This is a genomic window from Rhodococcus globerulus (assembly GCF_019334125.1).
GTDB lineage: Bacteria > Actinomycetota > Actinomycetes > Mycobacteriales > Mycobacteriaceae > Rhodococcus_F > Rhodococcus_F globerula.
The window spans coordinates 2,728,657-2,754,463 of the sequence record NZ_CP079698.1 but is presented as its reverse complement, the minus strand read 5'-3'; the positions used below and the strand labels follow the sequence as shown (position 1 = coordinate 2,754,463).

Here is a 25,807-nt window from a genome sequence, read left to right as displayed (position 1 = left end):
TTGTCTCGGGAAGGACGAGCCTAGCGGGAGAAGGCCGAGAGCCAGCGGAAGTCGCCGAGAATGAAGCAGCAGCCGAGAAAGCTCGCGCGAAAGCGGCCGCGGACCAAGCACGACAACGGTCCGAGCAATAGTCGAGGCCCACTCGTCACCCTCGGTTCGGGGCGTACCTGAGCCGAAGTGCTCGGTTGCTCGATCCATCCTGTAATCAAGAGGAGTTGTTCAATGCCGTCACCTGAATCCGTCCCAGGCGCACCATCCTCGCAAACGCCGGACCTGCGCGAGCCTGTCAAGCCCCGCCAACCGCTGCCTCCCAAGGACGACCAGAGACAGCCTGAGGTGCGCACTGTTGCGGGCGCAGAAGAGAAGGTGAAGGGTAACGGCCGCGGGCAGCGGGGTGAATATCTCACTACTGCAACGGGGACGCGACTGTACGAGACCGACCACTCACTCACTGCAGGTGAGCGGGGGCCGACCCTCCTTCAAGACCACCACCTTCGCGAGAAGATCACTCACTTCGATCACGAGAGAATTCCTGAGAGGGTTGTGCATGCACGTGGTGCCGCTGCACACGGAACGTTCCTGGCTAATGGGGCAGCCGAAAGTATTTGCAAAGCAGCCATGTTCGCATCGGGCGCAAGGACCCCGGTATTCGTGAGATTCTCGACGGTGCTGGGTTCTCGAGGTTCTGCGGACACCGTGCGAGACACACGCGGCTTTGCCACTAAGTTCTACACCGACGAAGGTGTTTTCGACTTGGTAGGGAACAACATTCCGGTTTTCTTCATTCAAGACGGAATCAAGTTTCCCGACATCATTCATGCTGCGAAACCTCACCCGGATCGTGAGATCCCGCAAGCACAGAGCGCGCACGATACGTTCTGGGATTTCGTTTCCCTTCACACCGAGGCGACCGCTCACACGTTGTGGAATATGTCCGATCGAGGCATCCCCCGCTCGTATCGCATGATGGAGGGCTTCGGCATCCACACGTTCCGACTCGTGAACCCCGACGGTGAAACGAATTTGATCAAGTTCCATTGGAAACCGGCGGCAGGCGTTCACTCGCTGGTGTGGGAGGAAGCTCAGATAGCAGGTGGGGTAGACCCGGACTTCCATCGCCGCGACCTCGCGGATGCCATCGAAGCCGGCGCGTATCCGTCCTGGGATCTCGGGGTTCAGGTGTTTCCGGATACCGAAGACGAAATGTTCGAAGGCATCGATCTGCTGGACCCCACGAAGATCGTTCCGGAGGAGATTGCGCCGGTTCAGATCATCGGAACGATGACACTCGACGCCAACCCCACCAATTTCTTCGCCGAGACCGAACAAGTTGCATTCCATCCGGGCCATTTGGTGCCAGGTATCGACATCACCAATGATTCTCTGCTGCAGGCACGTTTATTCTCGTATCTCGATACTCAGATCACGCGTCTCGGCGGTCCCAACTTCGATCAGATCCCGATCAACCGTCCTCATGTACCCGTCAACGACATGCTTCGCGACGGCTTCCACCAGGACGGGGTCCACACCGGGGTAGCGCCGTACCATCCCAATTCGCTCGATGGGGGTTGCCCGTTCCTGGCCTCGGCAGAGAGCGCCGCCTACATCGAAGTGCCCGAAGAAGTTTCAGGCCGTAAGGTGCGTCAGGCACCGGCGACGTTCGACGATCACTTCTCGCAGGCGCGTCTGTTCTACCGCAGTCTGTCTCCGATCGAGCAGGAGCACGTCGCAGGGGCATATACCTTCGAATTGGGGAAGTGCTTCGAGGAGAACATCAAGATTCGGAATCTGGAGATTTTGGCGAACATCGACCCAGTGCTCGCCAAGACGGTGGCGAGGGGGCTCGGGCTCGAGGTCCCCGAACCTACAGAGCCACTGGAGGATTCGGAGCCGAGCCCAGCGCTCTCGCAAGTGGGCGCGGAATGGCCCGTCGACGGCAGGATTATCGCGCTGGCCGTCGACGAGAACTCCGATCTGGATACCGTCGCCTCTGTGCGCGAGAAGATTGTCGACGCCGGTATGGTGCCGCTTGTCCTCGGACCGCACGGAGGGACGATCGGAGAGGGGAAGCACGCGGTGACCGTGCAGAGGACGTATCTCACAGCGCGTTCGATCGAGTTCGATGCAATCCTGTTGAGCGGTGACGCGTTCAGGATCGACGAAGACAAGCTGGATCCCCGTGTTGACACGCTTCTCAACGAAATGTACAGACATTGCAAGGCGATTGGCGTTTGGGGTGAGAACACGGGTGTGCTCGCTGCTGCCGGTATCGACGAGGCTGCACCAGGCGTCGGAGTTGATGCGGATGCAGAAGCGGCTCTGGCCGCAGTCGCCCAGCTCTTGAAGACGCACCGGGTATGGGAGCGCTTCGAGGTACCACCGACCGCCTGACACGGGACGGTCCGTCGAAGCGGGATGATACTGGTCAGCCTATCCAGGAAAGCAGTCGAACCCATATATACGTTGTGACGCATGGTTTAGCTGCTTCCTGGGTTTACCGGGGCGCCGGGCGGGGGACCTCTCGTTGTGAAGCCACCGAGACGTACGGCGAGCGCAGCCCCTGTCAGGATCGACAATCCGCCCGGTGCAGGGGTCGACAACATCATCGTGAAGATCCTGTCGCAATGTCGAGGTGCATGCCGGCACCTTCCGGAAACGCCGCAGGTATTTCGCGACTAGATTGATATCATATTGTAGTGCAGTAACTTTCGCGTCTCATGCTGGTGTACGTTCCTGAGGCCGGAAACGCCCCACCGGGTGAGTCTGTGAGGCGGGCGAATGCCGCACACAGTGACCACCTACTGCGCGACCTATCTCGACGCGCGTCCGCCGCGGGCGCGTTCCGGATCGCGCGTACGGAAGCTGTGAGCACTCGCGGCGGAGATGGGAGAACCCGAAACCTTTCGTCTGGACCAAGACTTCCGAGGCGATCCTCGCTGCGTTCGCAAAATGTAGCGAACGAATTTCACGCGTAGCAAACTTGGGGCGCTTCATACGGAGGGTCCGCGCATTGTTGCGCGCTCCGGACAAATGACGGAATCGCGCTGCTGATCAACGTAATTGAGTGACCTGGTGTCGCGGACGGTTCACCCCGGGGCCATCAGCGAGACCTACGGTGTTGACGCGCTGCAGAATGCGGCGTTGACTAGGCATTACGCCATGGCCGGGAGGCCGTCATGCTCATCGTCTTCGGACTGGTCGTCCTGGTTTTCGCGGCGACCGCTGCAGTCGCGCGCCCGTTGAGCAACTGCAGTCATGCACATCCGATAGCGGGCAACTTCGGAGTCTGCAGTTACGACGTCGATCACCATGGGCGATCCAGGGGAAGACGACTGGGCAAAACCGTTCGGCCGCCGATCGCCGTAGAGAAAGAAACGCCATGAGCATCGTGAAGAAGATCCGACACAAGGCCGAAACTGCCGGGGGCGCTACCAAGAAGACTGTCGGCAAAAGCCTGGGAAATGAAAGGATGGAGGCCGAGGGAAGCGCAGACCAGGCCAAGGGCCAGGCCAAACAAGCCGGCGACAAGCTCAAGGAGGCGGGCCAGAAGGTCAAACACATCTTCAAGCACTGACTTGGTCCCGCACCGTCATTAGTTGGGGTAATAAGCAATCAATCCTGGTGCACGTCAGGATCGCGCTGCGAGGTGCCTGTGCACGCGAGAGTAGGCGAGAAGTATGAGTGCACAACAGAATACGAGAGGACGGGCTGCACCGGCCACGACGCGACGTACGGGCGCGACACCCACTACAGGCACGGCACGCAGCAGTAGAGCCGGTGGCAGTGCCACGCGAGGTGTGTCCGCCACGTCGCGTTCGGCGCGGACGTCGAAGGCTTCACCAAGGTTGGGGTGGGGATCTTCGCAAGCCCTGGCGGCGCGGCAGGCGACTGCGGATTCGACCACCGTCGCATCTCGTCGCGGCTTACCACGGCGCGAAGAGCCGACACGACGATCAAAGCGCGCGGAGCCGACACGACGATCAAAGCCGCGGCAATCACAGCAAGGTGCCACGGTTGCCCCCGAAGGCGTCTCCACCGGCACCGCTCGCGGTCCGGTGTGGCGATCGGTCGAGGCCGCCCTCGAGTGGTTGAAAACCCACACTCACCTTGCTGATTCGGTGCAGGATCGGGTAGGGGCGGTGAGGAGCAAGCTCCAGGAGAGGATGAAGACCTTTGTCGAAGGGGCCACACCCCACGGGCCGGGCGTATCAGCGGGGCTGGCAGGCGTCCGGGCAGTTCTGACGGGGAAGAATCCTGTATTGCCCGCGGTCAAAGGCATGGTGTCAGGACTGAGTGGAAAAACGAAAGTCATGCTCGTCCTCCTGTTTGCCCTTGCGCTCCTGCTCGGGCCGGTGCTGCTCGTCGTCCTCGTGCTGGCGCTCATTGTCGCGGGGGTGATCGCAGCGGTGCGAGCCGCCGCCAAATAGGCCACAACCGTCGAAAGCTGTTGAACAACAACGCGCACGTCAGTCCCATCGACACGGTCGCGGAGGTGATCACGCACGACCCACATACTCGGCGATGGCCGCCTGGTGCAAAGCGGGAACCAACACTCGGCCGAATCAAGTGTTCTGCTGATGATTGAGTGCCCTACGGGCAGGGTAGTCGAAATGCGCACCCTTACCGCACACGGTTGTGCGGCCCACCTCCGAGAACCGTCCTGCGACACATTGCCGACGTTTGGCAAGAGGTGCGCTATGACTACTCGGCGAAGGGGTTCGACAATGAAAGCAAAAGGTCAAGTGGCGTTGGCAGTCGGCGCGGGCTACATGCTGGGCCGCACCCGCAGAATGAAGATGGCGTTGATGCTCGCGGCCGCGGGCGCGACTGGCCGCTTCCCCGGCGGACCGCGTGACTTGCTGGAACGCGGCACCAAGATGCTGGCAAAATCGCCGGAGGCCGCCAAGATCGGCGACGTGGTCAAGGAAGAATTGGTCAGCGCAGCGAAGGCCGCAGCAGTCACGGCGGCCAGTCAACGCATCGATTCTCTGAGTAACCGGTTGTTGGCCGGCGGCAACCCTGTATCGGGCACTGTCAATGATGTTTCCGACACTGTCGGTGACGTCGCCGGGGTACGGAGGCTCGGCCGCAAGAAAAGCGCTCACTCGCACGACGACACGCGTGACGATGAAGAAGACGAGGCACCTGACGAAGAGGAGTCGACTCCACGCAAGCGTCCGGCGCCGCGCCGCCGCACCTCGAGTACCGGCAGCACCCGATCCAGTGGGACGACGCGGAAGACCAAGTCCGACAAGGGTGAGGGAGAAGAGGCTACCGAAAGCAGCCACAGAACACGAGCTAAAGCCGCAACGGACTCCGCGCCAGTCCGGCGCTCACGGAGATGATGACGATGACGAACGCCGCGAAGAAACTACAAGAAGCTATACCGGGTGACGGACACAGTTCGTCGAGCGTGTTGCAGGACTCGTTCCAAAAGCTACTCGGTGCGGTGGCTGAACGTGCCTTGTCGTCGGTCTCGGAAACTGTGTCGAACACCTCGGAAAGGCTCAACGACTACGCCGAGGGTGGCGGCGGCGGGTTGCTCGCCGCTGTTACCGGTTCCGAGAAATCGGATGACGGTGAGTCGCCCCTCAAGTCAGCCGTGAGCGGTGGCTGGGAGGGCGCCAAGCAGATGGTCAAGGACAGGGCTTCCGAGGTCAAGGACGCGGTCACCGGCGGCGGCGATGGTGGAGGCAAGGACGGCGGAAAGGGCGGGGGTAAGGGCAAGAAGCTCAAGTTGACCAACATCATCGAATCGATAGATGTCGGGGTCCCTGTTCAACTGGCTTACAACCAATGGACTCAGTTCACCGACTTTCCGTCGTTCATGAAGAAGGTTGAACGAGTGGAGCAGGAATCGGACGAGAAACTCGAGTGGAAGGCCCAGGTCTTCCTGTCGCACCGAACGTGGGAATCGACGATCCTCGAACAGGTTCCCGATGAACGGATCGTGTGGCGTTCGAAGGGTGCCAAAGGTTACGTCGACGGAGCGGTGACGTTCCACGAGGTAACGCCAGATCTGACCCGCATCCTCGTGATCCTCGAATATCAACCGAAGGGTTTCTTCGAGAAGACGGGAAACCTGTGGCGTGCGCCTGGACGGCGAGCACGGTTGGAACTCAAGCACTTTCAACGTCACGTCATGACGCAGGCCATTCTCCATCCCGATGACATCGAGGGCTGGCGCGGAGAAATCCGGGACGGCCAGGTCGTGGAGGCCGAGGAGGACGAAACACAACTGGATGAGGGCGAGGAGCCCGAGGAAACAGACGAGTACGAGGAGCCCGAGGAAACAGACGAAGACGAGGAACCTGAGGAAGAGCCCGAGGACGAGGAACCTGAGGAAACAGACGAGGACGAGGAACCTGAGGAAGAGCCCGAGGAGGAGCCACCGCCTCCGCCGGTACGCCGAGGACGCCCCCGCAAAACTGCGCCCGCGAGTGAGGACAAGGCGCCGGCCCGTAGAGGCCGCCCACGCAAGACCGCGGCAGCAAAGTCCACGGGTTCGAAGCAGGGAGCACGACGATGACGTCGATACAACCCGCGGGAGGCGGTGGCGGCGCAGTCGGCGGCGGGCCTAGTTCGAGTAGCCTCGCCGATGTCATCGACACCATCCTCGACAAGGGCCTGGTCATCGACGCCTACGTGCGTGTCTCCCTGGTCGGTATCGAACTGCTGACCATTGATGCACGCGTAGTCGTCGCCAGTGTCGATACCTATCTGCGGTTCGCGGAGGCGGTGAACCGGCTCGAGATCGGCGATGAACCCAAGGGACTGACGGATTTGGTCGGGGATGTCACCGAGAGCGGTGCCAAATCGAAAACCAAGGGCGCGCTCGAAGCAGCTGGCGAGAAGCTCGGCGGAATCCTCGGCGGTGGCGAGGAAGAGCCTGAGCGCGAACGAGTTTCACGCAAGTCGAGCCGAGGTGACCGATGATGTCCACGTCGAATACGTCTACCTCGAACCAAGCAGCCGGCGCGCGTCAGGAGCCTCGAACCAGCGGGATCTACGTGTACGGCATCGTGCCTGCAGATGTGGAGGCCGGAGAGGACGCAGTCGGCGTGTGTGACGAAGCGGTCAGCATCGTCACACACGGCGACATTGCCGCGCTCGTCAGCGAAATCTCGGTAGACAGACGGCTGGGTAAGCCTGAGGACCTACAAGCCCACGCGAATCTGTTGAACGGAACTGCTCGCGTGGCACCCGTTCTTCCCCTGAGGTTCGGGGCGGTCCTCACCGACACTGACGCCGTGAAGGACGAATTACTCACAGCACACGCCGACGAGTTCGCCGCAGCATTGGCAGAACTCGAAGGACTCGCGCAGTACATCGTGAAGGGGCGCTACGTCGAAAAGGCGATCCTACGGGAAGTTATCGAAGAGAACGAACAGGCGAGCAGGCTGCGGGACACTATCCGTGATCAGCCCGAAGAGGTCACTCGTGACGCGCGGATGGCCCTCGGTGAGATCGTGAGCAACGCCATCGTGGCCAAGCGAGAGGAAGACACTCGCGCGGTGGTCGATGCGCTCACAGCGCTGACCGACTTCCTCAATGTGCGGGAACCCACGCACGAGGAGGAAGCCGCGCAAGTGGCGGTGCTCGTCGAGGTCGCACGACAAGACGAACTCGAGAACATTGTCGGCGAGTTGGCGCAGCAATGGGACGGCCGGGTCGAGATGCGGTTACTCGGCCCGCTCGCGGCCTACGACTTTGTGGTGACACAGAAACCGGAGGGCTGACCGATGGGTTTGCTTTCCTTCATCGTCACGCTGCCACTCGCCCCGGTGCGCGGGGTGATCTCGCTGGCCGAGTTGATTCAACAACAGGTCGAGGACGAACTGCACAATCCCGCCAGCGCACGCCGCGCTCTCGAGGAGTTGGAGGAAGCGCGGGCTGCGGGCGAGATCACGGCGGAAGAAGAACAACAAGCGCAGCAGGTCATCCTCGACGACATGGCTGCAACACGACAGACGATCACTCAGGAGGAGGAGTGATGCGCCATGGTGGAAGAGGAGCCACCGCCCCTGCCTGCACATGACGTCGCCGAACTCGCATTGCGCGACATCACGCAGTTGACTGGAAAGAAGCCGTTGGGTGCGACGTCGGTGATGCCGACCGACGAAGGCTGGACTGTGGAAGTGGAGGTGATCGAGGATCGGCGCGTCCCGTCGTCGACGGACATGCTCGCACTATATGAGGTGGTGTTGGATATGGACGGAGAGTTGCTGTCCTATCGCAGAACCCGCCGCTATGCCCGCGGTGCGGGTGACGGTATGGGCGGACGGTCATGACCGTCGCCGGCGGCGGTTCGAGCAACCTGCCACAGGTCTCAGGTGGCGGCATGGGCGGTGGGCGCCAGTCGACCAACCTTGGGGACATTCTCGAACGGGTGCTCGACAAAGGTCTGGTGATCGCCGGGGACATTCAGGTAAACCTGCTCGACATCGAATTACTGACGATCAAGGTGCGACTCGTGATCGCTTCGCTGGAAACGGCGAAGGAGGTGGGCATCGATTGGTGGGAGCACGATCCCTGGCTTACCGGAAAGAACAACAACGTCGAACTGGAGAACACACGCTTGCGGGAACGGATCGCCGAACTCGAGGCCGACAGGTCAGTGAAGTCCGCACTTACCTCGGACGAGCCGATCGAGGTGGAGACGCGGCGCTGGGACGAAGACGATGACAGGAAATGAAGGCGTGTGGCTCTACGCCATCACGTCCGAGAGTCTCGACGGCGTGTCCCTGAGCGGGGTCCTCGGCGTGGCGGGTGAGGCTGTGCGGGTGGTGCATTCGACCGACCTGGCGGCAGTAGTGGGCTCGGTTGATCTCGACGAATTCGGCGAGGTTCCACTGCGACGGCACCTCGACGATCTCGACTGGCTGGCAGCAACCGCGCGAGCCCATGAGCGCGTCGTGTCTGCCGTGCTGCGCTGCGGTCCCACGATTCCGCTGCGCTTGGCCACCCTGTACCTCGACGACGACCGAATTCGCAGTTTGCTCGAGGTCGGGCGTGAAAAGTTCTGCGCCGCATTACGTTCCGTGGCCGGGCGAAGCGAATGGGGAGTCAAGGGTTATGGCGATGCACGTGCGCTGGCGCAGACATCACCCGAGAAACAACCCGAGCCCAGTCCGACTGGAAAGGGAACAGCTTATCTGCTTCGACGCCGGGCCGAGTTGACTGCGCAACAGAACGTGGAACGGCGCGCAGCGGCCGAGGCAGACGACTTACATGCTGCGCTACTCCAACGCGCCGTCGACGGTCTCCGGCGGCCTGTCACCGATCCTGTCCTGTCCGGAAAACGCGCCTGGATGATCTTCAACGGCACCTACCTCGTGGACGACGATCGGGTCGACGACTTCACAACCTTCGTTGCGACGCTCGACGCCGAACGGGAGGGCATCACAGTGGAACTGACCGGACCGTGGCCCCCGTACTCATTTTCCGGGATCGACATGGTGACTCGATGAGCGAGATGGTCCCGGCCGACGATACTCGTCGCATCGCTCTCGTAGACCTGCTCGACCGGGTGCTCGGCGGGGGAGTTGTCGTCACCGGCGAGATCACTCTCTCGCTGGCAGACGTCGACATGGTGCGGATCTCGCTACGAACCCTGATCGCGTCGGTTAGCGCGCTCGTTCCTGATCCAACAGAACCGGACATCACCGATGACTGAACCGGGGGCCTTCGACTCGGATGCGAACCCAGACCTCGGCCGCCGCGTTCTACCACAGCGGATCGACGCAGACCCCGAATCAGTCGAACGTGGTTTGGTCACCCTGGTTCTCACGCTCGTCGAACTCCTGCGTCAACTCATGGAGCGCCAGGCGCTGCGCCGTGTCGAGCACGGAGATCTCAGCGACGAGCAGATCGAGCGCATCGGCACGACTTTGATGCTGCTCGAGGATCGAATGGCCGAATTGAGGGAGCATTTCGGTCTCACACCCGAAGACCTCAACATCGACCTCGGACCGCTGGGACCGCTGCTGTCCAACGAATAGCCAGTCCAACGACACCTGAGGTCAGGAGTCATAGGACAGGAATTCCGATGCGCGGGCCGCGCATCGAACCACTGTCGATTAATTGGTATCTGTCCGTCCTTCCGGGGAGGTCAGTGTGGAGGTCAGACCGGAGAAGAGGATATCGAGGCCCCGTTCGAGTTCGGCGGCGCCGTCGTAGGACGCAAGAACCGGTGCGAGTGCACGCACCAACGGGAATTCCCCGATCGGTAGCCGATTCAGCCCCAGGCGAAGTAAGTTGTCGGTTTCGTCGGGTCGTTCGACGAGCTCCTGCAGCTCTTGGAGGATATGTCCGAAAAGGAAACCGAACAACGCCCGGTAGACGCGTAACGCGTCGGTAGCGCTGAAACCCGCTCGGCTGAGCAAACTCAGGATGTCTTCGAATGGACGCAGGGTTCCTGGCGGTCGCATTCCCAGAGGTGTTGCAAGGGGCCGGGTGACCAGTAAGGGGACCACGTGAGGATGCGCGAGCGCCAAGCGACGAAAGTGCCGGGCGATCGAGCGAAGCTGGGTCATCCAGTCGTTGTCGTCGGTGTCGACGACAAGCTGTTCGAGGACCTTCTCGGCGACCCCGTCGAGGAGTGCTGCTTTGTTGGGTGCATGTCGGTACAGAGTCATCGGATCCCGTCCGAGTGCCTTTCCGAGGCGTCGCATCGAAAGTCCGTCGATGCCGTCACGATCGAGAATTTCGAGTGCCGACACCAGGATTCGCTCTTTGGTGAGTGCGCTACCGTCTGAGCCGTCGTCGACGGAACGGCTGCTGCCACGTGCAGGGGACTTCGCCATCGCCGTCTCCTTTCGACTACCTAACACTGTAGGCCGGAAGCGTAGATATACAGCGTTGACAGCTGGGGAAACGCGGCGTTCACTGGACATTGAACGTAGTGGCCAGGAGGGCCCCGGTGAGCCTTGAAAGACCACCTGTGGTCTCTTTCGACCGTCGAATTCCTTTTGGCCGTCGAACATCTGGGGCTACGGCTAGGCGCAGCATCACACAATGATCGGACGGCACGTCATCGAATCATCGACAACGCGCTGTGTCGGCACCGACGAAGCGCCCTAGAGGAAGAAGATTCCCGCCGTGCATGTCGTGCAGAGCACCGTACCTTCCTTCAACTCCGAAATCAGGTAATCATCATGATTATTCTCGGTATCATCCTCGCCATCGTCGGCGTGGTGATCAGCGTCCCTGTCCTGTTGTATGTCGGGATCGCACTCGTCGTCATCGGAGCGGTGCTGGAGATTATGGGCTCGATGGGCCACGCAGTGGCCGGTCGGCGCCACTACTACTGACCGCCTCCCCGCATGCGGCTGCGTCACGACAGCAACACCCGCGGGAATCACTGCAGGAACACACTGATGGCCATTTCCGACATCAAGGAATACGCGCACCTCGCCGCAGCAGACGTCGAGTCGCTCAGCGACGAACTGAACGACATCCGCCGAGCAGTCGCCGAATCGCTCGGCGGAGCGGACGCCTCATACATCCGCCGCACCATCGCGTTTCAGCGAGTACTCGATGTCATTGCGCGGCTGTTGATCCACGGCACCAGAACCACGCCCGCGTGGGTAATCGGGGCAACGGCTCTCGGGGTGGCCAAGAGCGTCGAGAACATGGAGATCGGGCACAACGTCTCCCACGGTCAATGGGACTGGATGAACGACCCTGAAATTCACTCCGGCACATGGGAGTGGGACATGGTTGGGCTCTCCTCGCAGTGGCGCTATTCCCACAACTATCGCCACCACGTGTTCAGCAACGTCGTGGGGATGGACGATGACCTCGGCTACGGCGTGCTTCGCATCACCCGGGACCAGCCGTGGCGTCCGGGGAATCTCTTTCAGCCGCTGCGGAATCTGTTGCTAGCGGCGACGTTCGAATGGGGTATAGCCCTGCATAGCCTGTATTCCGAACAGGACCACGCCGACACCGACTCCGAAAAATCTGCCGATACACGAGCCTTGGTCGGCAAGATCGCCCGGCAAATGGGCAAGGACTATTTGTTCTTCCCCGCCCTCAGCGGACGTCGGTGGCGACGGACTTTGACGGCGAATCTGGCCGCGAATCTGCTACGGAACGTATGGGCATATGTGGTGATTTTCTGCGGGCATTTCCCCGACGGCGCCGAGAAGTTCACCGTCGCCGAACTCGAGAACGAGACTCGCGGGGAATGGTACCTGCGACAGATGCTCGGCTCAGCTAACTTCCGTGCCGGGACGGTGATGGCGTTCCTGAGCGGCAACCTCTGCTACCAGATCGAACATCACCTATTTCCAGACCTCCCCAGCAACCGCTACGCGGCAATCTCCACCCAGGTCCGTGCGCTGTGCGAAAAATATGATCTGCCCTACACCACGGGTTCCCTTGCACGGCAGTATCTTCTAACTCTACGCACCATTCACAAACTGTCTCTGCCCGACCGATTTCTCCGTGCGACAGCCGACGACGCCCCTGAGACTGCTTCCGAACTGAAATTCCGCACCATCTTGTCCAAGTCCGAGACGTCGGCCCCACGACTGCGGACCGGGCTTCGAACGGCGCTACGAACGATGCCCAGCAGCCGCCATAGGCAGAGAAACGCACTATTCGAACGGCGCGATTACCACGCCTGATCAACCCACTCCGGGCGCTCAACGAATTCTTCGTCGGAGTTGTACGACAACTCGACGATCAATCATGTACCTCGCATTTTCGCGCGCGACATCGGTTACAGTCGACGGTTCGTTGGGCACCGGACTCAGGGAAAGTCCTGATCCAAAGCGATTGATCAATCAGGACTATGACTGACGCTTTTTCTTTTCATCAGTTGAGTTCGGAGCAGACTCCGCGGCTTGCTCGCGCGTAGCCATACCACCGCCCTCGCCCTTGTCTTTGGGGCCGGGATGTCCAGCCTTCGGGGTTTTGTCGCTGCGATCCGTCTTCGCCATTTAAACTCCTCGGTCGGAATATTCGTCGTTCCTGTAGTTGCCAGGACCCGCTACACCAATCTAGCCTCCTCGCGGGAGCGCGGCGGTAGCAGAAAACTCGTCCTATGGTTACGCGTTGGAGCTCGTTGTGTCATTTTTCGTGGCGCGGTGTGAGAGGGCGTAGAGAACTATCCCGACCGCCAGTAGCGCTGCGGCGCGTAGCCAAGTCGCCGCGCTCTGCTGCGTGAGCAACGCGACGCAGGTGAGAAGAGCAAGGATCGGGAAGATGGTCGGCGCTCGGAAGTGGCTGTGCTTCACCACATCACGACGCAAAACGAGTACGGCGATATTTGCGCTGATAAAGACGACCAGCAATAGCAACACCACCGTCTCAGCCAATGCAGACAGCGACCCGGTCAGACACAAACCCATGGCGACAACAGTGGTGGCGACAATTGCCAACCACGGGGTGCGTCGCTGCGGAAGTACTTTCGCAAACGATGAGGGAAGCAACCCTTCGGATGCCATTCCATAAGTGAGCCGACTAGCCATGATCATCGTCAGCAGCGCACCGTTGGCGACGGCGACGAGCGCTATCAGGCTGAACAGTCGAGGTGGAAAACCGACGTCGGCCGCCGACACTACTGCCAGCAGCGGACCGGACGACTCGGCGAGTTCATCGGCGGGCAGAACTACCGAAGCCGAGAATCCCACGAGCACGTAGGCGACGCCTGCCGTCACCAAAGCTCCGAACAGGGCACGTGGGTAGACCTTGCTCACGTTCTTCACCTCTTCGGCAACGTTCGCGGACGTCTCGAAGCCGACAAACGAGTAGTAAGCAAGCAGCGCAGCAGCCAGCACCCCTAATGCCGGGGAACGGCTGTCGTCGAACTCGACGAGGCGAGTCAAGTTTCCGTCACCGCGCCCCAGCACGACGCACGCGAGGACGACGACCAGCACCAGACCGGTGACCTCGACGACTGTCATGACAACATTTGCGCGCATCGACTCCTTGATGCCTCGCGCGTTGAGAAGGCCCACGAGTAACAGGAACACGAGTGCAGCCGGAACAGTGGGCACGTCGACGAAGGCTTTGAGATAGTCGCCGGAGAATGCCAGTGCAAGTCCCGCTGCGCTCGTCACTCCCGCTGCCAACATCGAGAAGCCGACGAGAAACGAGACGAGCGGTTTACGGAACGCTCGTTGCGCGAACACCGCGGCACCGCCGGCGCGCGGATACTTCGTTACCAATTCGGCATACGACGTCGCTGTCAGCAACGCCATCGCCAGGGCTACCAGGAGCGGCACCCAGACCGCGCCCCCGACCTCACCGGCGATGACACCGACCAATGCATAGATTCCGGCGCCCAGAACGTCGCCGAGTATGAAGATGAAAAGAAGTGGCCCAGTTATGGCCCGGGCGAGAATGTTTCGCTGTCCGTTCATGTCGGACTGTTCAGTCTCGTCCAGGTTCACCGACTGTGAGGCGCGTCGTTTCTGCAAGGGTCATCCTGTCTTCACTGTGGCTGTGCCGCTACTCAGAACTGTGGCTGTGCCGCTACTCAGAACTGTGGCTGTGCCGCTACTCAGAACTGTGGCCGTGCCGCCACTCAGATTCAGTCACTTACCCATCGATCGTGACTTCGAGCTGAAATCTTGACGCTTCGACTTTTGTTCGCTGGCCCGCGACGGCACCGTCGCGGGCGCGGTGAGTGGGCAGTTTCCAGTCCTCTGTGCCGATCGGAACTGCCCACTCACCGGCCGTTGCTCAGAGTCGACTCCAGACTCGATGCGATGCGAGCAGCGTCACTACCTGTTCGAGCACCGACGGTCCGTCCTCCCCGGTCACGACGCCGTCCGAATCAGCGATGCCAGCGCTGCCGAGGAGTGTTATCCCGTCGTTCCACCCCCCGATGGCCTTGCCGTGCCGGAACATTTCCGACAGGAGGATATTCACTCGTGGGTCTGCAGGTGCCCCGGCGAGCAGAAGAGCGTCGAATTCGATCGATCGTGCAGTGTCGAAGGTGCGCGAGACGGGGACAGTGACCGAGTCCGAGACCAATGTGCCGCCGTGCGGGGCGATCACCAGCGGCACTATCCCGCTTTCTGCGAGACCTGACACTATCGCTTCGACGGCGGGAAGGTCGGAGTTCTCATCGGCGACGATGCCGATCACCCGGCCGGTGACCGGCCACTGCGCGCCGATCTGGGACAGGGCAGAGCTAGGCATCGGTGCGTCGTCGAACGGGACGGACGGCTGCGGGGCCGGGAGGCCAAGGCCGGCGGCGACCTTCGCGCACAGGTCGGGATCGATGTTGGCGATCACACCGAGGGCTCGTTCCTTGATCGTTTGTTCGTAGCACTTTCCCAGTTCGAAGGTGTATGCCTGTGCGACATGGTCTTGTTCGATGACAGTGAGACTGCTGTAAAACAGACGCGCCTGCGAGTAATGGTCGTCGAATGTGGCTGGCGCGCCGCGACGTTTCGTAGCGGCCTCGAGCGCTACCGGTACTTCGACGAACGCCCCGGACTCTGCGCCGGCCATGAAGGGACAACCCCCGTCCAGTGAGTTCGGCTTGTAGGGGGCGACACCGGAATGTACTGCGCTTTGGTGCATTCCGTCGCGGAACGTGTCGTTGACCGGTGCGTGTGGGCGGTTGATCGGGATCTGACCGAAGTTGGGTCCACCCAGCCGGCTGATCTGGGTGTCCAGGTAGGAGAACAGGCGGGCCTGCAGTAGCGGGTCGTCGGTGACGTCGATACCGGGCACGAGGTGCCCTGGGTGGAAGGCGATCTGTTCGGTTTCGGCGAAGAAATTGGTCGGGTTCGCGTTGAGCTTCATCACCCCGATCGGTTGAACCGGGGCCAGTTCCTCGGGAACGAATTTGGTGGGATCGAGGAGGTCGATGCCCTCGAACATCTGCTCGGGGGTGTCGGGGAAGATTTGGATGCCCAGTTCCCATTCCGGGTACGCACCCGCTTCGATGGCGTCGGCGAGATCGCGGCGGTGGAAGTCGGGATCGAACCCGTTGATCAGTTGCGCTTCCTCCCATACCACCGAGTGCACACCCAGGCGCGGCTTCCAGTGGAACTTCACGAGCGAGGTTTCTCCGTCGTCGTTGAGAAGACGGAAGGTGTGAACGCCGAATCCTTCCATCATTCGATACGAACGGGGGATACCGCGGTCGGACATGTTCCAGAGGGTGTGCGCGGTGGCTTCGGTGTGGAGGGAGACGAAATCCCAGAATGTGTCGTGTGCGCTTTGTGCTTGCGGGATCTCGCGGTCGGGATGTGGTTTCGCGGCATGGATGATGTCGGGGAATTTGATTCCGTCTTGGATGAAGAAGACCGGGATGTTGTTGCCGACCAGGTCGAATGTTCCTTCGGCTGTGTAGAACTTGGTGGCGAAGCCGCGAGTGTCTCGGACTGCGTCTGCCGAGCCGCGTGAGCCGAGCACTGTGGAGAAGCGAACGAATACGGGGGTTTCGACTCCTCTGCGGAGGAAGCCTGCCTTGGTGACCTTTTCAGCGGCACCGAAGGCGCGGAACACTCCGTGGGCGCCGGCGCCGCGGGCGTGAACGACGCGCTCGGGGATCCGCTCGTGATCGAAGTGGGTGATCTTTTCCCGTAAGTGGTGGTCCTGGAGCAGAGTTGGGCCGCGTTCTCCGGCTTTGAGAGAGTGGTCTGTGTCGTAAAGGCGGGCGCCCTGTGCGGTGGTCAGATATTCACCCTGCTGTCCACGCGCGTAGTCAGGGCCGTCGACGACTTCGGCTGTTGCAGTGCGAAGTTGTGGGGCGCGTTGATCGTCTTTCGGTGGCAATGGAGCGCTCGGCTCGGTTGGTTCTTCCAGAGGCGGTGTTACTGGGCCTGGTACCCCGGGGATCTGGGGGTTCTTTGTGGGCTTCTTCTTGGGCACTGTGCCTCCTCGATTTCTTTTCCGAAAGTTGACTTCGAGTCAGAAGGTGGTGGGAAGTGTGGGCTGAACTTCGATGTGGCGCAAAGGTGTTATGTCATTGGACGGGTAAGTGGTGCCGATCGGGCCAGGCCTATCGCCAATCCGCCATGTGATGCGCGTGCAGTCGTCCATCCTCGGGGGATTCGGTTCGTACATGTGAGTCCGAATCGAAGGCCACTGGTGGGGGACTGTAGTTTGTCGGCGACGGTATTTCCGTGCTGGTGGGCCCTATCTCTGCCTGTGCTCGGCGGGCCAGGGTGCGGTCACCGAGAATGGTCCCCGCTGTACCGTCGATCGATTCGAGCATCTGTTGGTACGTGAGCCGACATGGCGCATCGGTGTCGAATGCGCGTACGACCAGGCGCCCCAGAAGTGTCAGCGGAAACCGAATTACCGTGTATTGCAAGCGCAATACGTCCCATGGCAGGGAAACCCACTTGCCCATTGGTTATCCTCACTCGCCGGCGTAGAACTGGATAAAGAGATTCAGGTGTGGCTGCCCCGGGAGCTCAACGAGGCTTTCCTGAGCTTCGTTGAGTGAGTTCGGCGGCGCGCAGTCGAGCCGCCAGCGCGTGTCGTGCCGCTCTCAGCGGGTGTAATGCCGATCATCGTCATTGTCCAGCTCCCGAGGTGTTGGGGTGCCAGGAGAATTTTCCCGACGTCATGCTCTGCGCCTGGCAGCACCTGATCTGATTTTTGTCCATCGGTATGTGCATCTCTTGCTACCTCAAATCTATACCATCTGATATAGATAATCGGCAACAGTGAGAATGGGTTGCTGTGCAATAAGGACATCGCAGTTCGCTCTCCCTCCCGTAGGGGTAGCTAGCGGAGTGAAGGGAGCAACGATGCAGGATTCGAGTGAGAACCTTGATTCGCCGAACAGCGGTGCCTTCGAGCGGATCGTGGGGGCACTGAATTATCCGATGTTCGTCGTGACCACTCAGGTGGGAGACCAGCGGGCGGGGTGCCTCGTCGGTTTCGCCTCGCAGATCAGTATTTCGCCTCCGCGTTTCCTCATCGGTCTGTCGAACAAGAACCACACTTACCGACTCGCTGCCGCCGCCGAGCATCTGGCCGTACACCTCATCCCCCGCAGAAACGACACGATAGCGAAGCTGTTCGGGGAGTCGACGGGCGACGATATCGACAAGTTCACACGCTGCGAGTGGAGTCATGGGCCTTTCGGGCTTCCAATTCTCGAAGAAGTCGAGGCCTGGTTCGCTGGGCGCATCCTCGAACAGGTGGACACGGGTGACCATGTTGCTTTCCTGCTCGAACCCGAAACCGGTTACGCACCTGAAGAACTCGACGAGTACATCACGTTCGCGGACGTTCGAGCGCTCGAACCCGGACACGACGCATGACAGTGCATCGGTGGCGATCGTTATTTCCCATAGACGCCCAAGGCCGCACCCTTCACGACTTCTACGCCGACGCCCCCGAAGGGGTTCGAGTGAACATGGTTTCGAGCCTCGACGGGGCCGCTGCATTCGACGGTCGAGTACGCCCAATCTCCAACACTGCTGATCATCAGTTGCTGAGGTCCCTGCGCGCCTACTGCGATGTGCTCCTAGTCGGCGCCGGAACGATACGCGCGGAACGGTACGGACCTGTAACGCTCGATGCGGAACTCCGTCGATACCGCCGCGACGCGTGCGGGCAAGTGTCGTTGCCGCCCGTTGCGGTTGTCACGCACAGCGGTGACCTTCCCTGGAAATCGGCGCTGTTCACCGCAGAAGGGCCGCGCCCAATTGTCGTCACCAGTGCACAGGCGGCCGCCACATTCGGTCCCGATGTGCGGTCCCGTGTCGAGATCATGGTGGCTGGGGACGACTATGTTGATCCGGTCGCGATGATCGCGGGCCTACGCGATCGCGGGTTGATGCGTGTGCTCTGTGAAGGAGGCCCAGCCCTTCTGTCTACCCTCGTGGCCCACGATCTCGTTGACGACATGTGCTTTACTCTCTCCCCGAAACTGGCGGGACCCCAACCAGTCTCCGGGCCGATCGCTGCCCCGCCACTCGAGGTTCCCCAGGCGTTGCAGCTCCGGCACGTATTGCTCGAAGCCGAATACTTGTACATGCGCTACCAGCGCCCTCGCTCTGCGTGTTGATCACTTTGAGGTTCCTCGGGCGGCCTTTTGGCGCGCGTACGCCGGGTGACGGTGCCTGCGACGTCGTGTCCGAGAGTCTGCGGCAGCGTGTAGGGCAGGATCTGTTTGAACTCACCGTCGGCGACATCGCGAAGTTCGAGTGGACCATAATTTGACGGTTACGCAGGTTTCAGGGAACGAAGAAGGTGCCGAAGCCAGGTGTTCCGATCGCCTGGGGGTCGACGTATGCGACGACCTGACCCGAGCCCGGACGGATGGTGACGGGTTGAGCATCCAGCGTCGGAAACGATGCGGATCCATATGCTCCGGTTCCGAGACTTAGCCAGTGGACGACTGCGGCGTGCGGGTTTCCGTCCCCGGGTGCGCGGCGCACGTGCAACACGGCGGCGCCCGGTTCTTCGCCGACGCTCGCGGCAAGGCGGGGCGTGGGTAGATCGACGAGCGGGATGAAGGGGTCGACCTGGAACGGAACCGTGCTCGGCGCCGCTGCCGCGGTCCCCGACATCAGGAAGCCGGAGATCGCGAGCGTCGCAAGGGCAGTGGCGCCGATACGTCCGATAGCGTTGAGTGCAGTCATACGGGTCGACTCTAGTCATGTGACCGGCGACGCGGTGTCGGTTCGCGTTTCAGGCCTTCACCGAGACGGGTCTGCGGATGCCGTCCCAACATGGTGGTCTCGTGTGGGAGGACCACTCTGATCGTTTTCTCTCCAAAGGCCTTCTGCGAGAAGCCTTCGGCCAATGCGCGAATTACCTTTGCATCGAAATCATTTGGATTGAATGCCTCCATTGCTTCTGCGAGACCGCTGACCACCTTCGCATCGTCGCCAGGGGACACGAGAACACCGGACTTTCCTGGGAAACTGTGTCGAGCGCACCGCCTTCGTCCAAAGCGATCACGGGGGTGCCGGTGTCCATCGCCTCGACCGGGACGATGCCGAAGTCCTCGACGCCGGGCATCAGCAGGGCTCGGGCCCTAGCCTCGAAAGGCGTTTACGCGCTGCTGAATTCGGTCATTGAAGCGCACCTCGAATCCTACGAAGTCGAGGCCGCGGTCAACTCGCTCCGCAACGACACCCCGGCCCTCCTCAAACCAGTCTGACCGCGAGCTTCTCGCTCGCGGCCGGAGACCCCGGCACGCGACAGGGGGAGAGGACACGTCGTTTCCTGAAGTTGGAGGTATTGGGCGGTAGCCGCACTATCGCCAGACGTTACGGCACAGTCCCCAATGCTTTCCGGTGGCGAGTTTGCCGATGTGATTGCGGACTGTCTCGACGGGCACGCCCGGTGACATCTCGATGGTCGGGAACTGTGCAATGTGGCGTTGTCAGGAGATTTAGCGTCTACTCGTGATCCGCAACCAGACCTTCCCGCACTTGCTCGCACCCGGGACCATCGGCCCCATCACCGTGCCCAACCGCGTAGTTCTGCCCGCCATGGACATGAACCTCTGCGAAGACGGTGAAATCGAGAAGGGCGACATCGACCATTTCGTGGCGCGCGCGGCTGGTGGAACCGGATTGATCATCACCGGTGCTTGCGCTGTCGCCTACCCAGCCGGATCCGCAAGCACCAAGGAACCGGGCCTGTCCGAGGACCGGTTCATTCCCGGCCTCACGGCGCTTGCCGACGCCATCCACGCAGCAGGGAGCAAGCTGTGCGTTCAGATGACGCACCACGGCAGGATCGCACGGATCGACACGGTCCAGGACCGCCCGATGCTGGTCCCGTCGACGCCTTCTGCTCCCCGTGACAGGTCTGCTCTGGCCGACAATACTCCCGAAGAGCTGAAGAAGATGGGAGCTGTTACCGCAGGAAAGCAAGACACCTATCACGAGGCCACCCAGGACGACATCGACTGGTTGGTGCGCACTTTCGCCGAAGCTGCCGGGCGAGTGAAGGCCGCAGGCGCTGATGCCGTCGAAATTCACTGCGCCCACGGCTACGTTCTCGGCGGCTTTTTGAGCCGAGCAGATAACAAGCGCACCGACAACTACGGTGGTTCCCTGGAGAACCGGGCGCGTTTGGCTGTCGAGGTCATCCGAGCAGTGAAGGCGGAGGTCGGCGATTCGCTGGCGGTACTGCTCCGCGTCGCGGGACGCGAATTCGGTGAGGACGACGGCCTGACCACCGACGAAGCTGTTGCGGCGTCGAAGCTGTTCGAGGCTGCCGGCGCCGATGCCATCCATGTCACCGGCTGGGCCCGCAATTCCTTCTCGAACTTCACCGACGGCCCGCTGCCGGACAAGGTGGGCGCGTATATCGAACTGGCCGGCGAAGTGAAAAAGGCCGTGTCTATTCCGGTAATCACCGTGGGCCGCGTACTGCCCGAAGTCGGCGAGAAGGCAATCGCCGAAGGTAAGGCCGACTTTGCGGCAATGGGTCGCCAGTTGCTTGCCGATCCGCAATTGGTGAACAAACTCAAAGCCGGGACGCCGGAGCGGGTCCGCCCCTGCATCAATTGCTATGTGTGCGTTCAGGAAAACTTCTGGGACGATACTCCGCTGTGTGCGGTGAACCCCGCTCTGGGAAATGAAATGCTGATTCCGTTCGTGCGCACCGCAGCCCCGAAGCACGTGGTTGTTGTCGGCGCGGGCCCAGGCGGACTCGAGACTGCTCGCGTGGCGGCCGAACGTGGACACCGAGTTACGGTGGTGGACAAGTCGGATCGGCTCGGCGGCACGCTCTGGTTCTCGAGCCTCACGACGCCGGACAACGGTCGTCTGCTGGACTGGCTCAAGGTCGAAACCTCGCGCTTGGGCGTCGATATCCGGCTGAACACCGAGGCGACAGTCGCTTCGATCAAGGCACTGGGCGCCGACGTAGTTGTAGTGGCCACCGGCGCTGTTCGTGACCGCCCGTCCGTTCCCGGCGGCGACCTCCCGCACGTGCACACCGGTGACACGTTGCGCGCCTTGATGACCGGGGCCGGCGACACCTCGCAGGTTCCGCCGTTCCTGCGGACCATGGCGAAGCTGGGCAAGCTCTCCGGAATCACCAAGAGCCCCGCCGCGATTCGTGCGGTGACCCGCAAGTTCTTGCCCATGGGCAAGAACGTCGTGGTCATCGGCGGTTCGCTTGTCGGACTCGAACTTGCGGAGTTCTTGGCCGAGCGCGGTCGCAACGTGACGTTGATCGAAGAAGGCCAGCAGTTGGGCGTTCCGATGGCGATGCCGCGCCGATGGACCGCTGTGCGCCATGCCAAGGAGGTGGGTGTGAAGATTCACCGTAATTCAACGGTGCAGCGAATCACCAAGGAGCACGTCGAGTTCCGTGCTGGCGACAAGACTCTGACAGCTCCGGCCGGCATGGTTGTCGTCGCCTCGGGTGTGTCGGCTCAGGCGCCGCTGGCCGATGCATTGGCAGGTGTGGTGCCTGACGTACGTGTTGTCGGTGACGCTGTCGAGGTCGATTACATCGAGGGTGCCATGCACACGGCGTGGAAAGTCGCAACAACACTTTAGGCGGCGCCGGACTGGTTGCTGGTGATGTGCACACATGGCCCACCCGCTGAAGTCGCGTGATCGCATGTTGGGTTACGCAGGGGTCAGCCGCAGTCGTGCATGTGACTGCCCGCCGGGTGGGCCCTTACGAGCTGCGTACCGGTCCGGTGCGCAGCTCGTAAGAGTGGTCTCCTCGTCGCTGTCTGGCGCCGGACAGGGATTCGGCTGTGCCGACCTGATCGATGAACGATCAGGCCGGCAGCAGTCTCCTACAGATGGTCGAGTCTAGTTTTTCCATGCTTCGTCGAAGAGGATCATGCTGTCGATGTTCTGCTGAAGTCCGTGGACGTTCGTGTTCCACACGACCAGGTTCGGGACATTGCCCCAGACGATCCACGGCACGGTCTCGTTGGCGCGTTCCTGAATCTGCGCAAGGACTGCCTTCTTGTCCTCGTCGGTGGTCGCGACACCCAACTTGTCTAGGAGGGAATCCATTTCGGTGTCGGAGTAGCCCGTGATGTTGTTTCTGCCGCCGGACTTGATACTCGTGTAGAGGCGCTCGAACGGATCCGCCTCAGGAAGGCTGGCCGCACCCGAGCTCATGTCGAAATCGCGGTCGACGTACAGGCGCTTGATGAGATCACCTGCGCCGGTGACGTACTCGATCTGCGTGTCGAAACCGACGGCGTTGAGCATTGCCTGCACGCCGAGAGCGGTTGCCTGCGCGGAGGGTTCTTGGATCGCAATGAAGCTGATCTTGCCGTCGTAGCCGTCTGCCTTGGCCTGATCGAGCAGTTCCTTTGCCTTGGCCGGATCCACACCGATTGGGGCGACGTCGTTGTGCCAGCGGGAGGTGTCCTGGAAGATCACCTGTCCGGGAAGGCCCTTGCCGTTGTTGACGCGGGTGTTGAGGGTTTCGGGGTCGATCGCCATTGCGATTGCCTGGCGCACCCGGAGATCCGCTCCGGGGCGACCTTCGGCCATGTTGACGTTTGCGAGGTAGCCGAGCGACGGGATGTCGATGAAGCCGGGGTTGCCGTTCTCGATCAGATCGAGGATCGGGGTGAGCGTGCGCATGTACGCGGTGTCGATGCCGCCGGTCTTGAGGGCCTCGGCGGTGGGCTGTGCGCCGACGATGCTGATGAGCTTGAGCTTGTCGATATTCGGTGCGCCGCCGTAGTAGTCGGGGCGAGCGTTGAGCAGTAGTTCCTCGTTGGGGGTGAACTTTTCGAGTGTGAATGCGCCGGCGCCGATCGGGGTGAACTGATCACCCTGTTGCGCGGTCGGGGCGACGATCATTCCGGGTCCGGTCGAGAGCATCGACTCGACACCCGTCCACGGGTCGACGAGGTTGAAGACAACCGTCGTTGCGTCGGGGGTGTCCATCGAGGCGACCTTGGCTGCCCAGAGGCTGGACTGCGGTCCCTTGTTGGTGACGTAGCGGTTGATGCTGTCGACAACTGCCTTGGAATCGAGAGTCGTTCCGTCGCTGAACTTGACGCCGTCACGAAGCTTCAGCGTCCATGTCTTGCTGTCGCTGCTGGGCTCGAGGGATTGTGCCAGCTGAGGAACAAACGTCTGTTCGGTGGGGTCGTAGCGCATCAGCACGTCGTAGATCGCGCCGAGTTCACTGCCACCGGCAGATCCGGCGATCTGAACTTTGGCCGGATCGAGCGATGTCACTGCTGCATATCCGCTGAATGTCAGCGTCCCGCCCTTGGTAGGTGTGCCGGGATCCGGCTGTTCGTTGACCATTCCGATCTTCAGCGAGGATCCCGACTCGACGGATTCACCGCCGCCGCTCGAGCTGTTGTCGGCGCATGACGCCAGGAACATGCTTGCGGTGATTGCCAGGGTGGCCGCGGTCAATCTGCGGCTGCGGCGAAGGGGACTGCGAATCATGTGAACGCCTCCAAGTTGAATATGAGTGAAATCTCCAGCGAAGATTCCTCGTTATGTGATGTGCCTGGTGTTGAATGTTGTCCCGCTCGCCGGAAGTAGCGGATATCCCCGGGATCCGGATTTGCTTCTGTCTGGCCGGTATTCGTGTTCGTTCGGTCGATGTGTGCGTACACCTCTGCCCGGGAAGTTGAATTCCGGGGTTAGGCTCCGACGGTCCAGGCGACGAAAGTTGTCGTCGCTAATATCTATTGGGCGTAGATCTACTGAAAGTCCTTCGTACTGGGGGACTGACCATGCGACCTGCGGACGATGCTCGGCTCGGTCGAGATCGGTAATGAACGAGTAGCAAGTAAATGGTGTCCACCCTGGATGAACTTCCCAGGATATTTCGGACGCTTGCCGTCTCGTTCTGGACTAGCAGAAAGGCGTAGTTGGAGAGGGTAATTCACTCTCTTCATCTGTGGTGATCAACTCAGCACTGTCCTTCGAAATATGATGGGGACGTGGAACGCGTCGTTCCATGGCGTAAGAAGTTGTCCTTCCCTCTGATCGTTGCAGGTGCGGCTACGGCACTGACTGGTCGTGGAACTGCCGATGTGGTCAGACGTTCGGCTGAACTGGTTTGGTTGACGTCGTGACGAATCGGCAGGGCTCGGGGCGGTTCGTGGACCCCGGGTGAGGCCCGGTGTCCAGGTGTATTGCTGTGCTCGGCGAGCAGGATGCGTCTCGGGGACGCGGACCATCACCTCAGCACGACCCGACAGCAAGTACGAAATGAGTTAGGTCACTTTTCGGTGCCCGTTGATTTGACAGTAGACAAGCGTCTACTGTCAAGGGGTGGTCGAGCAGAAGTCAGTGGGAAAAGCCTGGGGCAGAGACGAAGTACGGCACGCGGTATTGCGAGCGGCCCGAACCAAGTTCGCTGCCAAGGGGATGTCGGTAACGCTTCGGGAGCTGGCTCAAGATGCCGGGGTCAATCTCGGACTCATTCACAAACATCTAGGCAACAAGGACGACATCCTGCGCGCGGTCCTTGCGCGCAATAGTCAACAATCTGCGAGCGTCGTCGAAAATGTGGAATCACTTTCAGAGGCTATGCGTCGTCTCTTTCTTGTAGGTGTTGCAGATCCCGACTATGTACGAATAGCAACGTGGCTGACTTTGGACGGTCGAACGGATTTACTTCCTACAGACGAAGCCGACGGTGGCACCATCCTCGCTCGGAGCGGTCAGTCGTCCGACTCGGTGGATGTACGCATCATGTTCGGGCTCGCTGCTATTGCCGGCTGGTCCCTGTTCGGAAGTGAAATCCTGAACAACACAGGCGTTGCGGGCTCCGACCGTGTCAATATCGAATTGAGGATGGCTGATCTGCTGAGCGCGATCATGGAACTGCCGGAATTCGGGCCTGGTGACGTGCAGAATCCGTAGCGTCGTGGCTCATTTCGTCCGATCCCCGCGACGTT

At 61.0% G+C, this 25,807-nt stretch carries 27 protein-coding genes and 1 pseudogene; 19 read left to right on the top strand and 9 right to left on the bottom strand.

The annotated features are described in order from the left end of the window. Positions 1–222: 222 nt before the first annotated feature. Positions 223–2,391 carry a catalase gene (locus KYT97_RS12450; protein ID WP_172936490.1) on the top strand — a complete coding sequence of 723 codons (2,169 nt, stop codon included), beginning with the start codon at positions 223–225 and terminating at the stop codon, positions 2,389–2,391. A 761-nt stretch (positions 2,392–3,152) separates the two neighbouring features. Here KYT97_RS12450 and KYT97_RS12445 read toward each other — a convergent pair. Next, the gene (locus KYT97_RS12445; protein WP_155276674.1) at positions 3,153–3,311 is read right to left on the bottom strand and encodes a hypothetical protein; all 159 of its coding nucleotides are present in this window, start codon (positions 3,309–3,311) and stop codon (positions 3,153–3,155) included. A 68-nt stretch (positions 3,312–3,379) separates the two neighbouring features. Here KYT97_RS12445 and KYT97_RS12440 point away from each other — a divergent pair, with 68 nt between their 5' ends. The 12 genes from KYT97_RS12440 (at position 3,380) to KYT97_RS12385 (ending at position 10,001) form a co-directional block, all read left to right on the top strand. Continuing rightward, complete coding sequence (locus KYT97_RS12440) at positions 3,380–3,574, top strand: CsbD family protein (protein WP_033231564.1); 195 nt, start codon at positions 3,380–3,382, stop codon at positions 3,572–3,574. Between the two features lie 103 nt (positions 3,575–3,677). Continuing rightward, a complete protein-coding gene (locus KYT97_RS30875) occupies positions 3,678–4,427 on the top strand; it encodes a hypothetical protein (RefSeq protein ID WP_242484614.1) in 750 nt (249 codons plus the stop codon). Between the two features lie 297 nt (positions 4,428–4,724). Further along, positions 4,725–5,345 carry a hypothetical protein gene (locus KYT97_RS12430; RefSeq protein ID WP_172936489.1) on the top strand — a complete coding sequence of 207 codons (621 nt, stop codon included), beginning with the start codon at positions 4,725–4,727 and terminating at the stop codon, positions 5,343–5,345. Between the two features lie 5 nt (positions 5,346–5,350). Then, complete coding sequence (locus KYT97_RS12425; protein ID WP_172936488.1) at positions 5,351–6,529, top strand: SRPBCC family protein; 1,179 nt, start codon at positions 5,351–5,353, stop codon at positions 6,527–6,529. Then, the gene (gene gvpJ / locus KYT97_RS12420) at positions 6,526–6,936 is read left to right on the top strand and encodes a gas vesicle protein GvpJ (RefSeq protein ID WP_033231560.1); all 411 of its coding nucleotides are present in this window, start codon (positions 6,526–6,528) and stop codon (positions 6,934–6,936) included. Before KYT97_RS12425 ends, gvpJ (KYT97_RS12420) begins: the two co-directional genes overlap by 4 nt. Continuing rightward, positions 6,936–7,739 (top strand): GvpL/GvpF family gas vesicle protein, encoded by an 804-nt coding sequence (locus KYT97_RS12415; protein ID WP_172936487.1) that lies wholly within the window; start codon positions 6,936–6,938, stop codon positions 7,737–7,739. The genes gvpJ (KYT97_RS12420) and KYT97_RS12415 overlap by 1 nt, the downstream gene beginning before the upstream one ends. A gap of 3 nt (positions 7,740–7,742) precedes the next feature. Beyond that, positions 7,743–7,994 (top strand): gas vesicle protein GvpG, encoded by a 252-nt coding sequence (locus KYT97_RS12410; protein ID WP_033231558.1) that lies wholly within the window; start codon positions 7,743–7,745, stop codon positions 7,992–7,994. Between the two features lie 6 nt (positions 7,995–8,000). Continuing rightward, the gene (locus tag KYT97_RS12405) at positions 8,001–8,291 is read left to right on the top strand and encodes a gas vesicle protein GvpO (protein WP_033231557.1); all 291 of its coding nucleotides are present in this window, start codon (positions 8,001–8,003) and stop codon (positions 8,289–8,291) included. Further along, on the top strand, positions 8,288–8,695 hold the full coding sequence (locus KYT97_RS12400) for a gas vesicle protein (protein WP_095886923.1): 408 nt from the start codon (positions 8,288–8,290) through the stop codon (positions 8,693–8,695). The genes KYT97_RS12405 and KYT97_RS12400 overlap by 4 nt, the downstream gene beginning before the upstream one ends. Next, positions 8,682–9,470, top strand: coding sequence for a GvpL/GvpF family gas vesicle protein (locus KYT97_RS12395; RefSeq protein ID WP_033231555.1), 789 nt, complete (start codon positions 8,682–8,684; stop codon positions 9,468–9,470). Before KYT97_RS12400 ends, KYT97_RS12395 begins: the two co-directional genes overlap by 14 nt. Further along, complete coding sequence (gvpJ, locus tag KYT97_RS12390) at positions 9,467–9,676, top strand: gas vesicle protein GvpJ (RefSeq protein WP_033231554.1); 210 nt, start codon at positions 9,467–9,469, stop codon at positions 9,674–9,676. The genes KYT97_RS12395 and gvpJ (KYT97_RS12390) overlap by 4 nt, the downstream gene beginning before the upstream one ends. After that, the gene (locus KYT97_RS12385) at positions 9,669–10,001 is read left to right on the top strand and encodes a gas vesicle protein K (RefSeq protein ID WP_045064356.1); all 333 of its coding nucleotides are present in this window, start codon (positions 9,669–9,671) and stop codon (positions 9,999–10,001) included. Before gvpJ (KYT97_RS12390) ends, KYT97_RS12385 begins: the two co-directional genes overlap by 8 nt. Positions 10,002–10,079: 78 nt before the next feature. On the opposite strand, the gene KYT97_RS12380 is transcribed toward KYT97_RS12385, so the two are convergent. Next, complete coding sequence (locus KYT97_RS12380; RefSeq protein WP_033231553.1) at positions 10,080–10,805, bottom strand: TetR/AcrR family transcriptional regulator C-terminal domain-containing protein; 726 nt, start codon at positions 10,803–10,805, stop codon at positions 10,080–10,082. A gap of 351 nt (positions 10,806–11,156) precedes the next feature. Here KYT97_RS12380 and KYT97_RS12375 point away from each other — a divergent pair, with 351 nt between their 5' ends. Together KYT97_RS12375 and KYT97_RS12370 are read left to right on the top strand one after the other, a co-directional pair. Beyond that, positions 11,157–11,312, top strand: coding sequence for a DUF6131 family protein (locus KYT97_RS12375; protein ID WP_092802765.1), 156 nt, complete (start codon positions 11,157–11,159; stop codon positions 11,310–11,312). A gap of 66 nt (positions 11,313–11,378) precedes the next feature. Next, positions 11,379–12,632 (top strand): fatty acid desaturase family protein, encoded by a 1,254-nt coding sequence (locus tag KYT97_RS12370; protein WP_172936486.1) that lies wholly within the window; start codon positions 11,379–11,381, stop codon positions 12,630–12,632. Between the two features lie 165 nt (positions 12,633–12,797). On the opposite strand, the gene KYT97_RS12365 is transcribed toward KYT97_RS12370, so the two are convergent. The 4 genes from KYT97_RS12365 to KYT97_RS12350 all read right to left on the bottom strand — a co-directional run bounded on the left by KYT97_RS12365 (position 12,798) and on the right by KYT97_RS12350 (position 17,326). Beyond that, positions 12,798–12,947, bottom strand: a complete 150-nt coding sequence (locus KYT97_RS12365; protein WP_165826239.1) for a hypothetical protein — start codon at positions 12,945–12,947, stop codon at positions 12,798–12,800. 108 nt (positions 12,948–13,055) lie between these two features. Beyond that, positions 13,056–14,372: an APC family permease gene (locus KYT97_RS12360; RefSeq protein WP_116103679.1), complete on the bottom strand. Its 1,317-nt coding sequence runs from the start codon at positions 14,370–14,372 to the stop codon at positions 13,056–13,058. Positions 14,373–14,694: 322 nt separating this feature from the next. Then, positions 14,695–16,842: a catalase gene (locus KYT97_RS12355; protein ID WP_219112396.1), complete on the bottom strand. Its 2,148-nt coding sequence runs from the start codon at positions 16,840–16,842 to the stop codon at positions 14,695–14,697. A gap of 130 nt (positions 16,843–16,972) precedes the next feature. Beyond that, positions 16,973–17,326 (bottom strand): hypothetical protein, encoded by a 354-nt coding sequence (locus KYT97_RS12350; protein ID WP_219112395.1) that lies wholly within the window; start codon positions 17,324–17,326, stop codon positions 16,973–16,975. A gap of 403 nt (positions 17,327–17,729) precedes the next feature. Here KYT97_RS12350 and KYT97_RS12345 point away from each other — a divergent pair, with 403 nt between their 5' ends. Further along, positions 17,730–18,248 carry a flavin reductase family protein gene (locus tag KYT97_RS12345; protein WP_219112394.1) on the top strand — a complete coding sequence of 173 codons (519 nt, stop codon included), beginning with the start codon at positions 17,730–17,732 and terminating at the stop codon, positions 18,246–18,248. After that, a complete protein-coding gene (locus tag KYT97_RS12340; RefSeq protein WP_219112393.1) occupies positions 18,245–18,997 on the top strand; it encodes a pyrimidine reductase family protein in 753 nt (250 codons plus the stop codon). The genes KYT97_RS12345 and KYT97_RS12340 overlap by 4 nt, the downstream gene beginning before the upstream one ends. A gap of 169 nt (positions 18,998–19,166) precedes the next feature. Here KYT97_RS12340 and KYT97_RS12335 read toward each other — a convergent pair whose 3' ends face one another. Beyond that, on the bottom strand, positions 19,167–19,574 hold the full coding sequence (locus KYT97_RS12335) for a hypothetical protein (RefSeq protein WP_095886917.1): 408 nt from the start codon (positions 19,572–19,574) through the stop codon (positions 19,167–19,169). Between the two features lie 110 nt (positions 19,575–19,684). Next, positions 19,685–19,974, bottom strand: a pseudogene (locus tag KYT97_RS12330) (glycosyltransferase); the annotation flags it as partial. A gap of 371 nt (positions 19,975–20,345) precedes the next feature. Between KYT97_RS12330 and KYT97_RS12325 the strand changes: the two are divergent. Continuing rightward, complete coding sequence (locus KYT97_RS12325) at positions 20,346–22,460, top strand: oxidoreductase (protein ID WP_219112392.1); 2,115 nt, start codon at positions 20,346–20,348, stop codon at positions 22,458–22,460. Between the two features lie 264 nt (positions 22,461–22,724). Here KYT97_RS12325 and KYT97_RS12320 read toward each other — a convergent pair whose 3' ends face one another. After that, complete coding sequence (locus KYT97_RS12320) at positions 22,725–24,341, bottom strand: ABC transporter substrate-binding protein (protein WP_219112391.1); 1,617 nt, start codon at positions 24,339–24,341, stop codon at positions 22,725–22,727. Between the two features lie 837 nt (positions 24,342–25,178). Between KYT97_RS12320 and KYT97_RS12315 the strand changes: the two genes are divergently transcribed. Then, positions 25,179–25,772, top strand: coding sequence for a TetR/AcrR family transcriptional regulator (locus tag KYT97_RS12315; protein WP_245006095.1), 594 nt, complete (start codon positions 25,179–25,181; stop codon positions 25,770–25,772). Positions 25,773–25,807: the final 35 nt, after the last annotated feature.

What these genes read in the sequence shown, in the direction of transcription:
- KYT97_RS12375 (WP_092802765.1), top strand. Translation starts at nt 11,157, where the DNA reads ATGATTATTCTCGGTATCATCCTCGCCATCGTCGGCGTGGTGATCAGC.
- KYT97_RS12370 (WP_172936486.1), top strand. Translation starts at nt 11,379, where the DNA reads ATGGCCATTTCCGACATCAAGGAATACGCGCACCTCGCCGCAGCAGAC.
- KYT97_RS12405 (WP_033231557.1), top strand. Translation starts at nt 8,001, where the DNA reads ATGGTGGAAGAGGAGCCACCGCCCCTGCCTGCACATGACGTCGCCGAA.
- KYT97_RS12320 (WP_219112391.1), bottom strand. Translation starts at nt 24,341, where the DNA reads ATGATTCGCAGTCCCCTTCGCCGCAGCCGCAGATTGACCGCGGCCACC.
- KYT97_RS12380 (WP_033231553.1), bottom strand. Translation starts at nt 10,805, where the DNA reads ATGGCGAAGTCCCCTGCACGTGGCAGCAGCCGTTCCGTCGACGACGGC.
- KYT97_RS12400 (WP_095886923.1), top strand. Translation starts at nt 8,288, where the DNA reads ATGACCGTCGCCGGCGGCGGTTCGAGCAACCTGCCACAGGTCTCAGGT.
- KYT97_RS12350 (WP_219112395.1), bottom strand. Translation starts at nt 17,326, where the DNA reads ATGGGCAAGTGGGTTTCCCTGCCATGGGACGTATTGCGCTTGCAATAC.
- KYT97_RS12360 (WP_116103679.1), bottom strand. Translation starts at nt 14,372, where the DNA reads ATGAACGGACAGCGAAACATTCTCGCCCGGGCCATAACTGGGCCACTT.
- KYT97_RS30875 (WP_242484614.1), top strand. Translation starts at nt 3,678, where the DNA reads ATGAGTGCACAACAGAATACGAGAGGACGGGCTGCACCGGCCACGACG.
- gvpJ (WP_033231560.1), top strand. Translation starts at nt 6,526, where the DNA reads ATGACGTCGATACAACCCGCGGGAGGCGGTGGCGGCGCAGTCGGCGGC.
- KYT97_RS12415 (WP_172936487.1), top strand. Translation starts at nt 6,936, where the DNA reads ATGTCCACGTCGAATACGTCTACCTCGAACCAAGCAGCCGGCGCGCGT.
- KYT97_RS12335 (WP_095886917.1), bottom strand. Translation starts at nt 19,574, where the DNA reads ATGACTGCACTCAACGCTATCGGACGTATCGGCGCCACTGCCCTTGCG.
- KYT97_RS12410 (WP_033231558.1), top strand. Translation starts at nt 7,743, where the DNA reads ATGGGTTTGCTTTCCTTCATCGTCACGCTGCCACTCGCCCCGGTGCGC.
- KYT97_RS12345 (WP_219112394.1), top strand. Translation starts at nt 17,730, where the DNA reads ATGCAGGATTCGAGTGAGAACCTTGATTCGCCGAACAGCGGTGCCTTC.
- KYT97_RS12385 (WP_045064356.1), top strand. Translation starts at nt 9,669, where the DNA reads ATGACTGAACCGGGGGCCTTCGACTCGGATGCGAACCCAGACCTCGGC.
- KYT97_RS12430 (WP_172936489.1), top strand. Translation starts at nt 4,725, where the DNA reads ATGAAAGCAAAAGGTCAAGTGGCGTTGGCAGTCGGCGCGGGCTACATG.
- KYT97_RS12395 (WP_033231555.1), top strand. Translation starts at nt 8,682, where the DNA reads ATGACAGGAAATGAAGGCGTGTGGCTCTACGCCATCACGTCCGAGAGT.
- KYT97_RS12340 (WP_219112393.1), top strand. Translation starts at nt 18,245, where the DNA reads ATGACAGTGCATCGGTGGCGATCGTTATTTCCCATAGACGCCCAAGGC.
- KYT97_RS12445 (WP_155276674.1), bottom strand. Translation starts at nt 3,311, where the DNA reads ATGGTGATCGACGTCGTAACTGCAGACTCCGAAGTTGCCCGCTATCGG.
- KYT97_RS12450 (WP_172936490.1), top strand. Translation starts at nt 223, where the DNA reads ATGCCGTCACCTGAATCCGTCCCAGGCGCACCATCCTCGCAAACGCCG.
- KYT97_RS12365 (WP_165826239.1), bottom strand. Translation starts at nt 12,947, where the DNA reads ATGGCGAAGACGGATCGCAGCGACAAAACCCCGAAGGCTGGACATCCC.
- gvpJ (WP_033231554.1), top strand. Translation starts at nt 9,467, where the DNA reads ATGAGCGAGATGGTCCCGGCCGACGATACTCGTCGCATCGCTCTCGTA.
- KYT97_RS12425 (WP_172936488.1), top strand. Translation starts at nt 5,351, where the DNA reads ATGACGAACGCCGCGAAGAAACTACAAGAAGCTATACCGGGTGACGGA.
- KYT97_RS12440 (WP_033231564.1), top strand. Translation starts at nt 3,380, where the DNA reads ATGAGCATCGTGAAGAAGATCCGACACAAGGCCGAAACTGCCGGGGGC.